The 15,286-nt window shown below is 61.3% G+C and carries 11 protein-coding genes and 2 pseudogenes; 8 read left to right on the top strand and 5 right to left on the bottom strand.

All coding sequences use genetic code 11. From position 1 onward, the window contains the following. Nucleotides 1-34: 34 nt before the first annotated feature. From JFV30_RS11050 to JFV30_RS11025, 6 genes are all read left to right on the top strand, one after another. Nucleotides 35-1,660, top strand: coding sequence for an ABC transporter substrate-binding protein (locus JFV30_RS11050; protein ID WP_201123646.1), 1,626 nt, complete (start codon nt 35-37; stop codon nt 1,658-1,660). A gap of 67 nt (nt 1,661-1,727) precedes the next feature. After that, complete coding sequence (locus JFV30_RS11045) at nt 1,728-2,681, top strand: ABC transporter permease (protein ID WP_177047818.1); 954 nt, start codon at nt 1,728-1,730, stop codon at nt 2,679-2,681. Then, nucleotides 2,678-3,514: an ABC transporter permease gene (locus JFV30_RS11040; RefSeq protein ID WP_201123644.1), complete on the top strand. Its 837-nt coding sequence runs from the start codon at nt 2,678-2,680 to the stop codon at nt 3,512-3,514. The genes JFV30_RS11045 and JFV30_RS11040 overlap by 4 nt, the downstream gene beginning before the upstream one ends. 2 nt (nt 3,515-3,516) lie before the next feature. Further along, nucleotides 3,517-5,154 carry a dipeptide ABC transporter ATP-binding protein gene (locus tag JFV30_RS11035; protein WP_201123642.1) on the top strand — a complete coding sequence of 546 codons (1,638 nt, stop codon included), beginning with the start codon at nt 3,517-3,519 and terminating at the stop codon, nt 5,152-5,154. Between the two features lie 84 nt (nt 5,155-5,238). Then, nucleotides 5,239-6,408: a hypothetical protein gene (locus JFV30_RS11030; RefSeq protein WP_201123640.1), complete on the top strand. Its 1,170-nt coding sequence runs from the start codon at nt 5,239-5,241 to the stop codon at nt 6,406-6,408. Nucleotides 6,409-6,556: 148 nt separating this feature from the next. Further along, on the top strand, nt 6,557-7,432 hold the full coding sequence (locus JFV30_RS11025; RefSeq protein ID WP_201123637.1) for a LysR substrate-binding domain-containing protein: 876 nt from the start codon (nt 6,557-6,559) through the stop codon (nt 7,430-7,432). On the opposite strand, the gene JFV30_RS11020 is transcribed toward JFV30_RS11025, so the two are convergent. From JFV30_RS11020 to fae, 5 genes and pseudogenes are all read right to left on the bottom strand, one after another. Continuing rightward, nucleotides 7,398-8,501 (bottom strand): hypothetical protein, encoded by a 1,104-nt coding sequence (locus tag JFV30_RS11020; protein WP_201123635.1) that lies wholly within the window; start codon nt 8,499-8,501, stop codon nt 7,398-7,400. The two genes, JFV30_RS11025 and JFV30_RS11020, sit on opposite strands and share 35 nt — an antisense overlap. 104 nt (nt 8,502-8,605) lie before the next feature. Then, nucleotides 8,606-9,975: pseudogene (locus tag JFV30_RS11015) on the bottom strand (MFS transporter). Nucleotides 9,976-10,165: 190 nt separating this feature from the next. After that, a pseudogene (locus JFV30_RS11010) lies at nt 10,166-11,598 on the bottom strand (NAD-dependent succinate-semialdehyde dehydrogenase). Next, nucleotides 11,595-12,629: an aldo/keto reductase gene (locus tag JFV30_RS11005; RefSeq protein ID WP_201123633.1), complete on the bottom strand. Its 1,035-nt coding sequence runs from the start codon at nt 12,627-12,629 to the stop codon at nt 11,595-11,597. Before JFV30_RS11005 ends, JFV30_RS11010 begins: the two are co-directional and overlap by 4 nt. A 10-nt stretch (nt 12,630-12,639) precedes the next feature. Beyond that, nucleotides 12,640-13,152 carry a formaldehyde-activating enzyme gene (fae, locus tag JFV30_RS11000; protein ID WP_017477398.1) on the bottom strand — a complete coding sequence of 171 codons (513 nt, stop codon included), beginning with the start codon at nt 13,150-13,152 and terminating at the stop codon, nt 12,640-12,642. 318 nt (nt 13,153-13,470) lie between these two features. Here fae and JFV30_RS10995 point away from each other — a divergent pair, with 318 nt between their 5' ends. Together JFV30_RS10995 and JFV30_RS10990 are read left to right on the top strand one after the other, a co-directional pair. Beyond that, nucleotides 13,471-14,721, top strand: coding sequence for a ribonucleotide-diphosphate reductase subunit beta (locus JFV30_RS10995; protein WP_008432895.1), 1,251 nt, complete (start codon nt 13,471-13,473; stop codon nt 14,719-14,721). A gap of 52 nt (nt 14,722-14,773) precedes the next feature. Then, a complete protein-coding gene (locus tag JFV30_RS10990; RefSeq protein ID WP_003208512.1) occupies nt 14,774-15,262 on the top strand; it encodes a DUF1289 domain-containing protein in 489 nt (162 codons plus the stop codon). Nucleotides 15,263-15,286: the final 24 nt, after the last annotated feature.

Genomic DNA, 15,286 nt, shown 5'->3' with positions numbered 1-15,286 from the left:
CAAAAACGCATATTCGCAAGTACCGGAGAGGCTTATGAAAGAGTTGACTACCCTGGACGGCGCCGCGCCGCATCCAGCCGTAAATGATCTGTGTGCCCAAGTCCAAAGCGGCGAAATCAATCGCCGCCAATTCTTGCGCACGGCCGCGCTGCTGGGCATTACCGTCGCCAGCGCCAGCACTTTCCTCGGCTCCGCACTGCTGGGTAACAACGCCCAGGCCGCCGAGCCGCGCCAGGGCGGCAGCCTGCGGTTTGCCTGCGCCATCCAGGAAATCCAGGACCCGATGCTGATCACTTGGATCGAAGCCTCGAACCTGCTGCGCAACTCGGTGGAATACCTGACCTGGGTCGACGCCGACAACATCACCCACCCGTACCTCGCCGAGAGCTGGAGCCCGTCGGAAGACCTCGCCACCTGGACCTTCAACCTGCGCCAGAACGTGAAGTGGAGCAACGGCGACACCTTCAACGTCGACGACGTGCAGCACAACATCGAACGCTGGATTGCGGCCGACTCCAAGTCGGTGAACCGCACCGCGTTCCAGGACATCAAGGCCTTCGAGAAAGTCAGTGAGTTCCAGTTCCGCCTGGTGCTCAAGCGCCCGATCCTGGCGATCCCGGAAATGCTCAACGCCTTCACCTGCGCCATCGTGCACCGCAGCTTCAAGGCCGGTGACGACTGGGCGAAAAACCCGCTGGGCACCGGGCCGTTCAAGCTGACGTCATTCGCCGTGAACAAGCAGGCGACCTTCGCCAAGCGCGCCGACTACTGGGGCAAGCCGGCGAATCTCGACGAGCTGCGCTACGTGGACATGGGCACCGATGTGTCCACCCACCTCGCCGCCCTGCAAGCCGGGCAAGTGGACGTGCTGTACCGCGTGACCGTGGCCGAACTGGACCTGGCCAAGCGTTTGCCCGGCGCGCAGTTGCTCACCTGCAAATCCGCGCAAACCGTGGTGATGCGCATGGCCTGCGACCAGAAGCCGTTCACCGACCTGCGCATCCGCAAGGCGGTGGTGCTGTGCGCCGACAACGCGCAGATGCTGAAGATCGCCTATCGCGGCATGGGCACCCTTGGCGAAGACCACCATGTGGCGCCCTCCCACCCCGAATATTTCCCGCTGCCCAAGCGCAACCGCGACGTGGCGGCGGCGAAGAAGCTGCTGGCCGAGGCTGGTTTCCCGAACGGCATCGACATCGACCTGATCGTCGGCAATACCCAGGGCCGGTATGAGCAGGACTGCGCGCAGATCCTGCAACAGAACTGCCTGGAAGCCGGGATCCGCATCAACCTCAAAGTGATCCCCGCCGCGCAGTACTGGCCGATCTGGGACAAGGCCGCCTTCAGCCTCACCTACTGGGCCCATCGCCCGCTGGGAGTGATGTCCCTGGAGCTGGCCTACCGTGGCGGTGGTGCCTGGAACGAAAGCCATTACAGCGACCCGGCGTTCGATGCCGCGCTGGACAAGGCCATGGGCATTATCGACCCGAAACAGCGTGCGCTGGCGATGGAAAACGTCGAGCGCATCCTGCAGGACGCGTGCGTGATCGTGCAGCCGTTCTGGGGCGACAAGTTCACCGCCGTGAGCAAAAAGGTCCAGGGCTTCCAGGTGCACCCGTCCGACTTCTACCCCATGGACAGTGTGTGGATGAGCGCTTGAGTTAGCCGCGCCCTCCTCCCTGCCCGTACGCGGGCAGGCATCCCTTGAACAGTCGGAGCATGCACCCATGGCTCATTTTCTTATGCGCAAGTTATTGGCGCTGGTGGCGACCCTGCTGTCGGTGTCACTGATCGTGTTCCTGGCCCTGGAACTGAATATCGAAGACGTGGCCATCAACGTCCTCGGCCCCTACTCCGCCGCCGACCAGCGTGCGGCGTGGCTGGTGGAACATGGCTACAACCAACCCTTTGTGTGGCGCTACCTGGTTTGGCTCAAGGACTTTGTCAGCGGTGACTGGGGCACCTCGGTGTACTTTCGCGAATCGGTGATCAAGCTGCTGCTGCCGAACCTCGCGCAAACCCTGACCCTGGCCGGCCTGGCCTTGCTGGTGATGGTGCCGGTGGCGTTGACCCTGGGCGTGCTCGCCGGAATTCGCCAGGGCTCGGCGCTGGACCGCCTGGTATCGTTCCTGTCGATCGTCACCACCTCGATTCCCGACTTTGCCAGCGCGGTCTTCGTCTCGGCGATCTTTGTGTTCTGGCTCAACTGGCTGCCCGGCGTGAGCAGCATGAGCGACGGCTTCAGCGCCGTGCAATTGGTGCTGCCACTGATGGTGCTGTGCCTGTTCGGCATCGGCTATCTGGCGCGGATTACCCGGGCCTCGATGGTGGAAGTGATGCAGGCGCCCTATATCCGCACCGCGCGGCTCAAGGGTGCGTCGACCTCACGCATCGTGCTGCGTCACGCCCTGCGCAATGTACTGATCGCGCCGGTCACAGTGATCATGCTGTACATCCCGTGGTTGCTGTCCAACGTGATCGTGGTGGAGGTGTTCTTCGCCTATAAGGGCTTCGGCTCGCTGCTGTACACCGCCTCGTTGAACCATGATGTGTACCTGATCGAAGCCTGCGCGATGGTCAGTGCGGTGGTGGTGGGCATCACCAAGATCTTCTCGGACCTGGCCTACACCTGGCTCAACCCGCGCATCACCCTGCGCAGTCTCGGCGGAGGTGCCCAATGAACCTGCTGCATTCCTTCAAACATCCGTTGGCCTTGCTGGGTTTGCTGCTGGTGGGCGGCTGGGTGCTGATCGCGCTGTTCGCCCCGTGGATCGCGCCCCATGACCCGCTGGAAAGCTTCACGCCCTTGCTCACCCCAATGACCGCCGGCGACAACGGCCAGAGCTTTCTGCTGGGCACCGACATGATTGGCCGCGACATTCTTTCGCGGCTGATCTGGGGCACCCGCACCGTGTTGTTCTGGTCGATCCTTGCCACCCTCACCGCCTTTGCCGTCGGCATCGCCATGGGCCTGTGCGCCGGTTACTTCAACGGCTGGGTCGACAGCCTGCTGTCGTATGTGGCGGACACGGTGCTGTCTTTCCCGGTGCTGGTGTTGTACATCGTGATCATCATCGCCCTCGGTGCTTCGGCCCTGAATATCCTGATTGCGGTGACCTTCACCAGCGCGCCGGCGATCTTCCGGATCATGCGCGCCCTGACCATCGACATTCGTTCCCGGGACTACGTGCTCAGCGCCATCACCCAGGGCGAAGGTTCGCTGCGGATCATGCTGGTGGAAATCCTGCCCAACTGCGGCGGGCCGCTGATCGTCGATTTCTGCCTGCGCATCGGCTACACCGCGATCATGATCGGCGCCCTGGGCTTCCTCGGCCTCGGCCTGCCGCCACCGACACCCGACTGGGGCGGCATGATCAACGATGGCCGCGCCATGGCTATCGCCTTCCCGCACCTGGTGATCTTTCCGTGCATCGCCATCTCCACCCTGATGCTGGGCCTGAGCCTGTTGGCGGACGGCCTGGATGAACACGCCCAGAAAGGCGCAAGGACTTGAGCATGAACCACACACAAGTGCTGCGGGTAGAGAACCTGTCCATCGAACTGCCCGCCGGCGCCGACCGCAGCCATGCGGTGCAAGGCATCAGCCTGGAGGTGCGCAAGGGCGAAATCCTCTGCGTGATCGGTGAGTCCGGCTCCGGTAAATCGGTGCTGTCGGCGGCAATCATGGGCGACTACGCCAAGGGGTTGCGGCATACCGAAGGCGTGATCGACTTTCTCGGCGATGATATTTGCACCCTCGATGAGGAACGGTTGCGCCAGTTGCGGGGCAACCGCATCGCGATGATTTTCCAGGAGCCCATGGCCGCGCTGAACCCGGCGATCCGCATCGGCAAGCAAGTGGAAGAGATCTTCGACATTCACGCACCGCAGATGCCGGCAGCCGAACGCCGCGAGCGCATGCTGGCGTTGCTCGAATCGACCCAGCTGCCGGACCCGCCGCGCATCGCCAACAGCTTTCCCCACCAGTTGTCGGGTGGCCAATGCCAGCGGGTGGTGATTGCCATGGCGCTGGCGATGAACCCGGATTTGCTGATCGCCGACGAACCCACCACCGCCCTGGACGTGACCACTCAGGCTCAGGTGCTGAAACTGGTGCGTGAGCTGCGCGGTCGCGGGCAGCACGGCATTCTGTTTATCACCCATGACTTCGGCGTGGTCGCGCAGATCGCCGACCGTATCGCGGTGATGGAAGGCGGGCGGCTGGTGGAAATCGGCGAGCGCGACCAGGTGCTGAATGCCCCGGCCCACGCCTACACCCGCAAGCTGATCGCCGCCGTGCCGGCGCTGCATCCGGAGTTGCACACGCCGAGTGCCGACGGCGAGATGGCACTGCGCATCGAGCACCTGACCAAGACCTACACCGTCGGCGGCAGCTCGGTGGCCGCGTTGCGCAACGTCTCGCTGCAACTGCCACGGGGCAAGACCCTGGCGATTGTCGGTGAGTCGGGCTCGGGCAAAAGCACCTTGGTCAAAGCCGCGATCCGCCTGGTGGACAGCGACAGCGGCCATGTGTGGGTTGGCGACACCGATTTCCTGGCCCTGCGCGGCTCGGCGCTGGCGGCCAATCGGCGGCGTATCCAGATGATTTTCCAGGACCCCTACGGTTCCCTCAATCCCCGGCACAGGGTGGGCGACATCATCGCCCGTGCAGCCCAACTGCGCGGCTTGTCGGCCAAGGATGCGTGGGCCGAAGCCGGTGACCTGCTGGAACAGGTGGGCCTCAAGCGCGACGCCCTCAAACGCAAGCCCCGGCAGTTCTCCGGCGGCCAGCGCCAGCGTATCGGCATCGCCCGCGCCCTGGCGATGCGCCCGGAAGTGTTGATCGCCGATGAGAGCGTGTCGGCCCTGGATGTGTCGGTGCAAAAACAGGTGCTGGAACTGTTGGCCGAACTGCAGCAGCGGCTGAACCTGAGCATCCTGTTTATCACCCACGACCTGCGGGTGGCGGCGCAGATCAGCGACTACATCGCGGTGATGCGCCAGGGCGAAGTCGTGGAGTACGGCACCGCCGAACAGGTACTGCTGCGGCCGCAAAACACCTACACCCAGACCTTGCTGGCCGCCGCCCCCGGCGCCTCGGAGCTGCCCGCCGCCGGCCCGCCGCTGCGGCTGATTCGCCCCCAGGCCCAGTGAGTCAACCCTTTACCCCGCGTCGCAGCGTTCGTTGCGGCAAGGGGCTGCTGTTGCCAAAAAATAACCAATAACGAGAGCAAAACCATGCGACCAACCCTTCAATACATCGCTCTGGTCCCTGTACTCGGCGCCCTTGCGGCACCGGCCATGGCCATTCAAGTCACCGACAACCTGGACCTCGGTGGCGCCGTGCGCGCCCGTTGGGACTACGACCCGGATCGCGGCATCCAGAAGTTCGGCCTCGACACCGCGTTCCTCAGCGCCAAGTACAACTCCGACACCTGGATCGGCGAGGCGCAGTACCGGTTCTACGGGCGCTCCTACCCGTACCAGTACACCAAGAACTACGGCGATATCCAGTTCGCCAAGTTCGCGTGGGTCGGCTACAAGTTCAACCCCGACCAGCAGGTGCAGGTGGGCCTGAACACCGTGCCGTTTGGCCTGCAGCCGTACTTCGGCAGCACCTTCTACGAAACCCTCGGCAACGTCATCGGCCTGGAAGATGTGCAGCAGGTCGGCGCCAAGTACATCCAGCAGAGCGGCGACTGGAACATCCAGGCCGGTTACTACCTGCGCCCGGCGTGGCAAGGCAAAGGTACGAGCAAGGGCGTGACCTATTCCAGCGTAATCTCCGAAGCCGACAGCTACGTGGGCGACGGCAGCAACAACCAGGAACGCAACACCGTGGTGGTACGGGTGGCCAAGGCCATGGACCTGGGTAACTGGAAGTCGGAAGTCGGGCTGTCCGGCCTGACCTCCACCCTGGAAAACAAAGACACCAACAACGATGGCCGGCGCAACGCGGTGGCCATCCACTACCTGGGCAAGAACGGACCGTGGGGCGTGCAATTGCAGGCGGCACGGCAGCAGATGTCACCGCGTAACCCGGGCACCGACAGCGTGGTGACGCTGGGCGGTTATGACGGCACGTTCAACGTGGCCAGCCGGGGCAATTTGTATGTGGCAGACCTGAGCTATGACGTGGGCGGCAAGTACCTGTTTGACCAGATCAGCGGCGTGAAGCTGTATGCCAACTACAGTGCGTTTGACAAGTCCGAGGATCAGTTCAAGACCTCGCAACGGGTGATCCTGGGTACGTCGTTTTCCGTCAGCAAATTGTGGGTAGCGACAGAGTGGTTGATCGGCAAGAACGATCCGTATATTGGTGGGAGCAGCTATACCGAGAGTCTGGGGGCTGGGGGGAGTAACCAGTGGGAGAATCAGTTGTATATGAACATTGGGTACTACTTCTGACTTAAGCTCTGTAGCGCTTTAACTGGCCTCATCGCAGGCAAGCCAGCTCCCACATTTGATCGGCGCCGCGGTCAAAATGTGGGAGCTGGCTTGCCTGCGATAGCGTCAGTACCAACACTATAAAAACAACAGGTGTGGAATCCCTTTCATGCGCCAACTGCCCGCCCTCAACATGCTCCGGGTCTTCGAAGAAGTCGCCCGCCACCGCAGCTTCAGCCAGGCGGCGGTGGGCCTCAACGTCACCCAGGGCGCCGTCAGCCGCCAGATCAAACAACTGGAAGACTACCTCGGCGTCGCCCTCTTCATCCGCACGCCCCAGGGCCTGTCCCTGACCGAAGCCGGCTTCGCCCTTTCCCCGCACCTGAGCGACGCCTTCGACCATATCGAACGCGCCTTGCAGGCCGTGCGCGTGCCCAACCTGCGCCAGCGCCTGCGCATCGTCGCCCCGCCGACCTGGGCCACCCGCTGGCTGTCCGCCCACCTGCGCCGATTTTGCGAACGCTACCCGGACATCAACCTCAGCGTCACCCACCAGAACAACCACGCGAGCCTCGCGGAAATCGACTGCCAGATCCGCTTCGGCCTGGAACCGGCGCCTCATTGCAGCAGTGAGTTGTTGGTGATGGAGCGCCACATCGCCGTCGCCAGCCCGGAACTGTTCAGCGACGGCCAGCCGCCTGACCTGCGGCGCTTTCCGCTGCTGCACATCCTGCACGACGGCAAGCGCTTGAAGGTCTGGGAAAACTGGCTGGCGGCCATGGGCCGTGAGGATATCGATGCGGACCAGGGCCTGGAATTCAGCACCCTGGACCAGGTGATCCACACCGCCCTGGCAGGCGGTGGGCTGGCGGTGATCGACCGGCAGATGATCGAGCGCGAACTGGCGAATGGCAGCCTGTTGCCGATCACCCCGGTGGAGGTGATCGGCCCGTATGGCTATTGGCTGGATGTGGCGAGTGACAAGCAGGGGTTATCCAAGGTGCGCTTGTTTACGCAGTGGTTGAACCGGGTGAGTAATCCCTGAACGTGCCGTCATCAGGCAATGTGACTCGCATGTACTGAAGCTTCAATCCGAACTCAGTGTTCAATCGCTGAATAAATTGGTTAGTGCCCGGATCGAGTTCGGGCTCGGCGACAATGAACATCTTTTCCGGTTCAAGCCCCTTTGGGCGATACGCGTATTCAAGCAATTGCCCGAGCGCATCTCTAACCGCTCGGGCCGCGGTCGACGCCACTTTGATCTCGTACAAAAAGCACCGATTGTCACTGAAGCGGACCAGCGCATCGGCATAACCGCCGGAACCCGATGACTGCTCGGTTCCCACAAGCCCTTTAAACTCGTGATCCAACATCCGAAACAACTCGGTTTGTAGCTTGTTGTGCCGTAACCACACTTTCCTCTGAGCAGCGGATAAGTCGTAATAGGCTTCATCAGGCCGTTTTGTATGCCCGGCCTTGAATGGAACTTCTTGTTTTTTATTGCATAACTGCTCGAACACAAACCAGGGGAACATATTACGTTCCAGGATTTTATCGCTGAAGATTGCTAACGAGCCTAGATGCTTTGTCAACGCTTGAGCCTTATGAGCCCAATTGCCCTCCGGCGCAGAAAACCCAGTGTTCTCAGACAGCCATTGAGAAACCTTGTCCTGCATATGAGGTGCAACCAGCGTGTGATAAAGCTCTGGATGGAGGGTCGCGAACGCGCGACCTATCAACAGCCTAGGGAGCTTTTTAGTTAGCTTGTCATCGCGCCATTTCGTTAGTCTAAGCAGAACCTGCTGATACTTCTCAGGACTGCCGTCGGCTGCGATCTCAAGCGTCAACGCCTTGAATTCATCACGTAAAACGTTGACGGACTCCGCTCCCAATCCACCCTGCCCGATATTACATACGCCATTGTTCGGAGTAAGCCAGATCCTATCGACAATATCGCTCACACGGCCTTCGTTAATCGCGGCCTTCACCTTATCTACTGTTTCCCTGTAATCCGGTTTCCATGAACTCTGATAACGATTTTTAGGCTCCATGAACCTATCGATCATCATCGTTACATCGTTGTTGGCATTGATTCGATAAGTGATCTCGTCCATGACTTGACTCCACTCAATGGCAGGCTAATGAAATTTGGCGTGTAAGGTACGCCCTTCATGCCGCCCTTCATAGACGAGACCACGACGATTATTAACCGCCGGTTTCATATCGGCGCTACAACCTTAACTCTCCCCTTCACAGACAGGTTTTCCTCCACGGGACTCTGCGCCTTGCACGCCTGGCTCAACGTCAACGCCTTGGTCTCCGGCGCCCAGGCCCAGGAGATGATGGCGCCCAACACCAGGATTGCGGCGAGGATGCCCATGGTCGGGCTCAGGCCGATCCCGGCCACGCTCACCGGCAGCAGGAAGGTACTCACCGCCGAACCCAGGCGGCTGACGGCCGTGGCCAGGCCAATCCCGCTGCCCCGCACTTCAGTCGGAAAGCTCTCCGCCGGGAAGACGCCCACCAGGTTGCTCACCGCCGACAGCACCAGGGTGAATACTCCAAACGTCAGCACCATCAGCCACGCCATGCTGCCCGGCAACACCGCCAGCAGGAACAGCGCCGCCGCAAGGATGATGAACGAGTTGATCAGGAACCCGCGCCGGGAGAATTTCACGGTGCACCAGATGCCGATCAGGGCGCCGATGATCAGCAGCAGGTTGAGCATCAGTTCCGTACCAAAGCCTTCGGCCAGGCCCATTTTCTGCAGGATCGACGGCAGGAAGGTGTAGATCGCGAAGTACGGCATCACGATGCACACGAAGAACAGGCAATTGAACGCGGTGCGCTTGCGGTATTCGCGGCTGAACAGCACGCCGTAGCCCGAGCGGGTTTGCGTCGAGGGTTCTTCGTCGAGTACCACATGTTCGCCGAGGTGCTTTTTGACGATGGCACGAGCCTCGGCAATCCGGCCTTGATTGACCAGCCAGCGCGGCGATTCGGGGTGCCGATGCGGGCGATCAGAATCAGCCCGGCGGGAATCGCCGACGACGCCAGCATCCAGCGCCAGGCGTCATCACCGAGGCTGAGCATGGCAGTGCCAACGAAGGTGGCGGCCACGTAGCCGACGGTCCACACCACGCTGAACGAGCCGAGCAGCACGCCACGATGTTTCTTCGGCGAGAACTCGGCGAGCATGGCGTGGCCGACGCTGAAATCGCCGCCCAGGCCGATGCCGATCAGCACCCGACAGAGGAACAGGCCCATGGCGGTTTCGGCATAGAACTGCATCACCGAGGCGACGGTAATCAGGACGAAGCTGACCAGGAAGATTTTCTGCCGGCCGAGGGTGTCGGAGATCCAGCCGAAAAACAGGCTGCCCAAAAACAACCCGATCAGGGCCGAGGCGCCGATCAGGCCTTGCCAGAAGGCGTCCAGCTGCATCTGGGGGCTGAGCAAGGTGAAGGCGATGCCGATCAAGCCAAGGATATAGCCATCGGTGAAGTGTGCGCCGAAGGTCAGGCCGGCGATTTTAAGGTGGAAGCGACCGATGGGCAGGTCGTCGATTTTGATGGATTGAGTGGACATGGTGTTCTCCATATTTTTGTTTTTGACGGAGTAACAGCGGGCAAGCCGAGGGTAATGGTGTGTGGGCTTTTTTTGTGGGAGCTGGCTTGCCTGCGATAGCGGTGGGTCAGGTTGATCATGGGACGCTGACAGACCGCTATCGCAGGCAAGCCAGCTCCCACAGGGATTTGTGTTGTTTGGTTGACCGTATTTAGAGACCGCCCATCAACAGGTATTTGATCTCCAGGTAATCCTCCAGCCCGTACCTGGAACCTTCTCGACCCAGGCCCGATTCCTTGATCCCGCCAAAGGGTGCGACTTCAGTGGAGATGATCCCTTCGTTGATCCCTACCATGCCCGCTTCCAGGCCTTCGGCCATGCGCCATACCCGGCCGATGTCGCGGCTATAGAAGTAGGCAGACAAACCGAACGGCGTGTCATTGGCCTGCTGCAGCACTTCGGCTTCATCGGTGAAGCGGAAGCAGGCCGCCACCGGGCCGAAGGTTTCTTCCTGGGCGATCAGCATTTCGCCGTGGGCTTCGGTGAGGATGGTCGGTTCAAAGAACGTGCCGCCCAAGGCGTGTCGACGGCCGCCGCACAGCAGCTTGGCGCCTTTCTCCAGGGCGTCGCCGACGTGGGCTTCAACCTTGGCCAACGCGGCAGCGTTGATCAGCGGGCCTTGTTCGGTTTCGCCGTCCAGGGCACTGCCGACGCGCATCGCAGAGACCGCTTCAGCCAGTTTGCGGGTGAACGCGTCGTACACACCGTCCTGGATAAAGAAGCGGTTGACGCAGACGCAAGTCTGGCCGGTGTTGCGGAACTTGGAGGCCATGGCGCCTTTGACGGCGGCGTCCAGGTCGGCATCGTCGAACACGATAAAGGGCGCGTTGCCCCCAGTTCCAGGGAGACCTTTTTCAACGTGTCCGCAGCCTGGCGCATCAGCAGTTTGCCGGTGCGGGTGGAGCCGGTGAACGACAGCTTGCGTACCACGCTGGAGGCTTGCAACGCGCCGCCGATGGCCACGGCATCGCCGGACACGATGTTGAACACGCCGGCGGGAATTCCGGCCTGCTCCGCCAACACCGCCAGGGCGAAGGCCGACAACGGGGTTTCTTCCGACGGTTTGAGGATCATCGTGCACCCCGCCGCCAGCGCCGGGCCAACCTTGCGGGTGACCATGGCCAGCGGGAAGTTCCACGGGGTGATCGCCGCGACCACGCCGATGGCTTCCTTGGTCACGATGATCCGCGCATCGGCCTTGTGGCTCGGGATCACGTCGCCATAGGCACGCTTGGCTTCTTCGGCGAACCACTCCAGGAAGCTCGCCGCGTAGACCACTTCGCCCATGGCTTCGGCCAGCGGCTTGCCCTGCTCCAGGCTGAGCAGGTGCGCCAGGTCCTTCTGGTTGCTCAGCATCAAGTCGCTCCAGCGCTTGAGGCGCTGGCTGCGTTCCTTGGCGGTGAGTTTGCGCCAGGCCGGCAACGCACGGTTGGCGGCGGCAATGGCCAGGTTGGTTTCTTCAGCACCGGCGCGTTGTACTTCGGCGATCTGTGCGCCATTGGCCGGGTTGAGCACCGGGTAAACCGGCCCACCGCTGGACCATTGGCCATCGATGAAATTGCCTGTGCGAATCAGCGGGTTCATGCCACGGCCTCTATCAGGTTAAAGCGGTCCAGGCCCGGACGGGCGCTGCGCAGGATGCGTTTGCCGGCGGTGTAGTCGTTGATCACGTCGCACGGTGTGTAGTTGCGTTCCAGCTCATGCAGTTCTTCGGCGTCGAGTTGGGTGTCGAGGGCGGCGAGCGCGCTGTCAAACTGTTCGGTGGTGTCGGCGCCCACCAGCATCACGTCCACACCCGGGTGACGGGCGACCCACGCCTGGGCGACCTGCGCATTCGACACGCCACGGGCACGGGCCACACGTTGCACTGAGTGGGCGATGTCGAAGGACGCCTGGTCGCTGTACATCTGTTGGGTGAAGAAGTCGGTCTGGTTGCGGGTCGACTGCACTTCACCGGTGAGCAGGCCACGGGCCAGCGGGCTGAACACCGAGACGCCCAGGCCCTGGTCGCGGCAGAACGGGATCATCTCGCGCTCTTCTTCGCGGTAGGCGCAGTTCAGTTGCAGCTGCATGTTGATCGGTTTGACCCAGCCATTGCGCTCGCAGGCCATGAGGATTTTTGCCAGTTGCCCGGTGAGCATGGTGGACACGCCGATGTAGCGGGCCTTGCCGGAACGCACGATGTCGTTGAGGGCGCCCATGGTTTCTTCCACCGGGGTGTTCACGTCGAAGTAATGCAGCATGAACACGTCGACGTAATCCATGCCCAGGCGGCTCAGGGACGCATCGATGCTGTCCATGATGTGTTTGCGTGAATGGCCGCTGGCGTTGATGCCGCTGCGGGTGCCATAGCCGACCTTGGTGGTGACCACTATGTCTTCACGGCGCGCAACGCGCTTGAGGATGCGCCCCACCACTTCCTCGCCGACGCCTGCGGAGTAGAAGTCGGCCAGGTCAATGAAGTTGACGCCGTTGGCCAGGGCGTGGGCGACGATGGGTTCGCTTTGTTTCTCATCGAAGATCCACGGCTTCCAGTCCGGGGTGCCCATGTTCATGGTGCCCAGGCACAGGCGGGAGACTTGCAGGCCAGAGTTGCCCAAACGAATGTATTGCATGGGGATGTCCTCAGGCTTTTGGCGTGTAGAAAGGGTTGCTGATGTGGTTGACCACGTCCGCCAGTTGCGCGGTGTGCGGCAGGCCGGTCAGGGCGGCGCGGATCGCCGTGCGGCAGGCGTTGTAGTTGTTGAGGTAGACCGCATCCAGGTCATCGCAGGCCGGGTTGACCCAGTTCGCGGTGACGATGGCCCACTCGTCTTCGGCTTCCGGCGGCAGGGTGCCGTCGAGCAAGGCTTCGAGCACCGCCTTGGCGATCCCGGCCTGGGACGCACCCCAGGTGGCATTGCCGTGCAGGTCGCTGCCAATGGCGGCCTTGTTGACGTAGAGGGTCATGGGTTTGACCGGGATGTTCGGCTGGGCAATCACCATGAACGGGCAATGGCCCTGGCTTGGGGATGCCAGGCTGGTGGCGAACGCCTGGCCGGCCGGGCCGTTGCGCGGGCCGATGAGGATGTTGATGTGGGCAGCATTGACGCCTGGGCCTTCGAAGCCTTCGCCGATGTACAGATCAAGTGCTTTCATTTCGCAAACGCTCTTTTTTGTTATGGGGAGCTGGTTGGCGATTTTTTAGCACTGGCGCAGGCGGCGGCCGTAACCATTAAAAGTCATGGGGGTGTGAGTTTTGGTCATGGCCCTGCGACCATCAGACCCGTCCTACGCGTTGACCATCGTTAACACACACCATATAGTGTGCCCACAAACACAGACAACCACTACATAGTGTGCAGTAACGCAGTATCTCGACCACACTATGCGCAGTATTTCAATGCCTTGAAGCCTGCAAAACGCACATTTTTGAACGCGGTCACGCCGTCAAACGGACCAGGAAGGAGCAATTCAATGCTGAGTTGGGATGAAGCAGATCAACCAGACACCGGTGACGTAGTCATACGAGGCGCCAACGCCGGCCACGCCACCGAAGCCAACATGGACCGCCTCGACGGCGCCGGCGCTGCCGCCGCCCTTGAAGCCCGCAACGTGACCGCCAGCGACTCCGCCGCGATCATCCGCGCCAAGGCCGCCCTCGACAAACTCGACGTCGCCGAAGGCCTCGCCGAGCTCGAAGGCTCTGCCGCCCGCGTCGCCGTAGACGAAAAGCGCATGATCAACTGCCGCGCCGACCTCAACCAACTCGTGCCGTTCAAGTACGACTGGGCCTGGCAGAAATACCTCGACGGCTGCGCCAACCACTGGATGCCGCAAGAGGTCAACATGACCGCCGACATCGCCCTGTGGAAAAACCCCGAAGGCCTGACCGACGACGAACGTCGCATCGTCATGCGCAACCTCGGCTTCTTCTCCACTGCGGATTCGTTGGTCGCGAACAACCTGGTCCTGGCCGTGTACCGCCTGATCACCAACCCGGAGTGCCGCCAGTACATCCTGCGCCAGGCCTTCGAAGAAGCGATCCACACCCACGCCTACCAGTACTGCATCGAATCCCTGGCCATGGATGAAGGCGAGATCTTCAACATGTACCACGAGATTCCATCGGTCGCCAAAAAGGCCGCCTGGGGCTTGAAGTACACCCGCTCGATCTCCGATCCGAAGTTCGAAACCGGTACCGTCGAGACTGATAAAGAGCTGCTGCGTAACCTGGTCGCGTACTACTGCGTACTGGAAGGCATCTTCTTCTACTGCGGCTTCACCCAGATTTTGTCCATGGGCCGTCGCAACAAAATGACCGGCGTGGCCGAGCAGTTCCAGTACATCCTGCGGGATGAGTCGATGCACCTGAACTTCGGTATCGATGTGATCAACCAGATCAAAATCGAAAACCCGCACCTGTGGGATGCCGAGATGAAGGAAGAAGCGACCCAGATGATCCTGCAAGGGACTCAGCTGGAGATTGAATACGCGCGTGACACCATGCCACGCGGTGTACTCGGCATGAACGCGGCGATGATGGAGGACTACCTCAAGTTCATCGCGAACCGTCGTCTGTCGCAGATTGGGTTGAAGGAAGAGTATCCAGGGACGACCAACCCGTTCCCGTGGATGAGCGAGATCATGGACTTGAAGAAAGAGAAGAACTTCTTCGAGACCCGTGTGATCGAGTACCAGACTGGCGGCGCGCTGAGCTGGGATTGATTTAAAGCGGCCCCTTCGGGGGCCGTGTTGTTTCACCTGTCGATGTTTTTTTATGCCCAATCAAACCATCAAGACACCCTGCGTCGGCCTGTGCTCCACCGTTTACGGAGACCTGGTGTGCCGGGGCTGCAAGCGCTATCACCATGAGGTGATTCAGTGGAATGGCTACAACGCCGAGGAGAAACAGGCGGTGTGGCTGCGCCTGGAACAACTGCTGGTGCAGGTGATGACCAGCAAGCTGCAGGTGCTGGACCCGCAACGCCTGCGCCAGCAACTGGAAGACCGCAAGATCCGGTTTGTGCCCCACCAGTCGCCGTATTGCTGGGCCTATCAGTTGATCGCCCGGGGCGCGCGGGTGATTTCCAAGTTGGATGCGTATGGCTTGGCGCTGCTGCCGGAGTTTCGCGAGCGCAATCTGGCGGATTTGCGGGATGCGATTGATCGGGAGTTTTTCCTGTTGTCCGAGGCGCATTACGAGCGGTATATCGCACCGGGGTTTCTGCGGGAGTCTTTTGGGGCGCCGTTGATAGCCAGTATTTAGGCAACCACACGGAACCAGTGTGGG

The sequence above is a fragment of the Pseudomonas sp. TH32 genome (genome assembly GCF_016650855.1).
In the GTDB taxonomy this organism is placed as follows: domain Bacteria; phylum Pseudomonadota; class Gammaproteobacteria; order Pseudomonadales; family Pseudomonadaceae; genus Aquipseudomonas.
Note: the sequence above shows the minus strand (reverse complement) of the source record. Positions and strands in the feature narration are given on the sequence as shown.

What these genes read in the sequence shown, in the direction of transcription:
- JFV30_RS11050 (WP_201123646.1), top strand. Translation starts at nt 35, where the DNA reads ATGAAAGAGTTGACTACCCTGGACGGCGCCGCGCCGCATCCAGCCGTA.
- JFV30_RS11045 (WP_177047818.1), top strand. Translation starts at nt 1,728, where the DNA reads ATGGCTCATTTTCTTATGCGCAAGTTATTGGCGCTGGTGGCGACCCTG.
- JFV30_RS11040 (WP_201123644.1), top strand. Translation starts at nt 2,678, where the DNA reads ATGAACCTGCTGCATTCCTTCAAACATCCGTTGGCCTTGCTGGGTTTG.
- JFV30_RS11035 (WP_201123642.1), top strand. Translation starts at nt 3,517, where the DNA reads ATGAACCACACACAAGTGCTGCGGGTAGAGAACCTGTCCATCGAACTG.
- JFV30_RS11030 (WP_201123640.1), top strand. Translation starts at nt 5,239, where the DNA reads ATGCGACCAACCCTTCAATACATCGCTCTGGTCCCTGTACTCGGCGCC.
- JFV30_RS11025 (WP_201123637.1), top strand. Translation starts at nt 6,557, where the DNA reads ATGCGCCAACTGCCCGCCCTCAACATGCTCCGGGTCTTCGAAGAAGTC.
- JFV30_RS11020 (WP_201123635.1), bottom strand. Translation starts at nt 8,501, where the DNA reads ATGGACGAGATCACTTATCGAATCAATGCCAACAACGATGTAACGATG.
- JFV30_RS11005 (WP_201123633.1), bottom strand. Translation starts at nt 12,629, where the DNA reads ATGCAATACATTCGTTTGGGCAACTCTGGCCTGCAAGTCTCCCGCCTG.
- fae (WP_017477398.1), bottom strand. Translation starts at nt 13,152, where the DNA reads ATGAAAGCACTTGATCTGTACATCGGCGAAGGCTTCGAAGGCCCAGGC.
- JFV30_RS10995 (WP_008432895.1), top strand. Translation starts at nt 13,471, where the DNA reads ATGCTGAGTTGGGATGAAGCAGATCAACCAGACACCGGTGACGTAGTC.
- JFV30_RS10990 (WP_003208512.1), top strand. Translation starts at nt 14,774, where the DNA reads ATGCCCAATCAAACCATCAAGACACCCTGCGTCGGCCTGTGCTCCACC.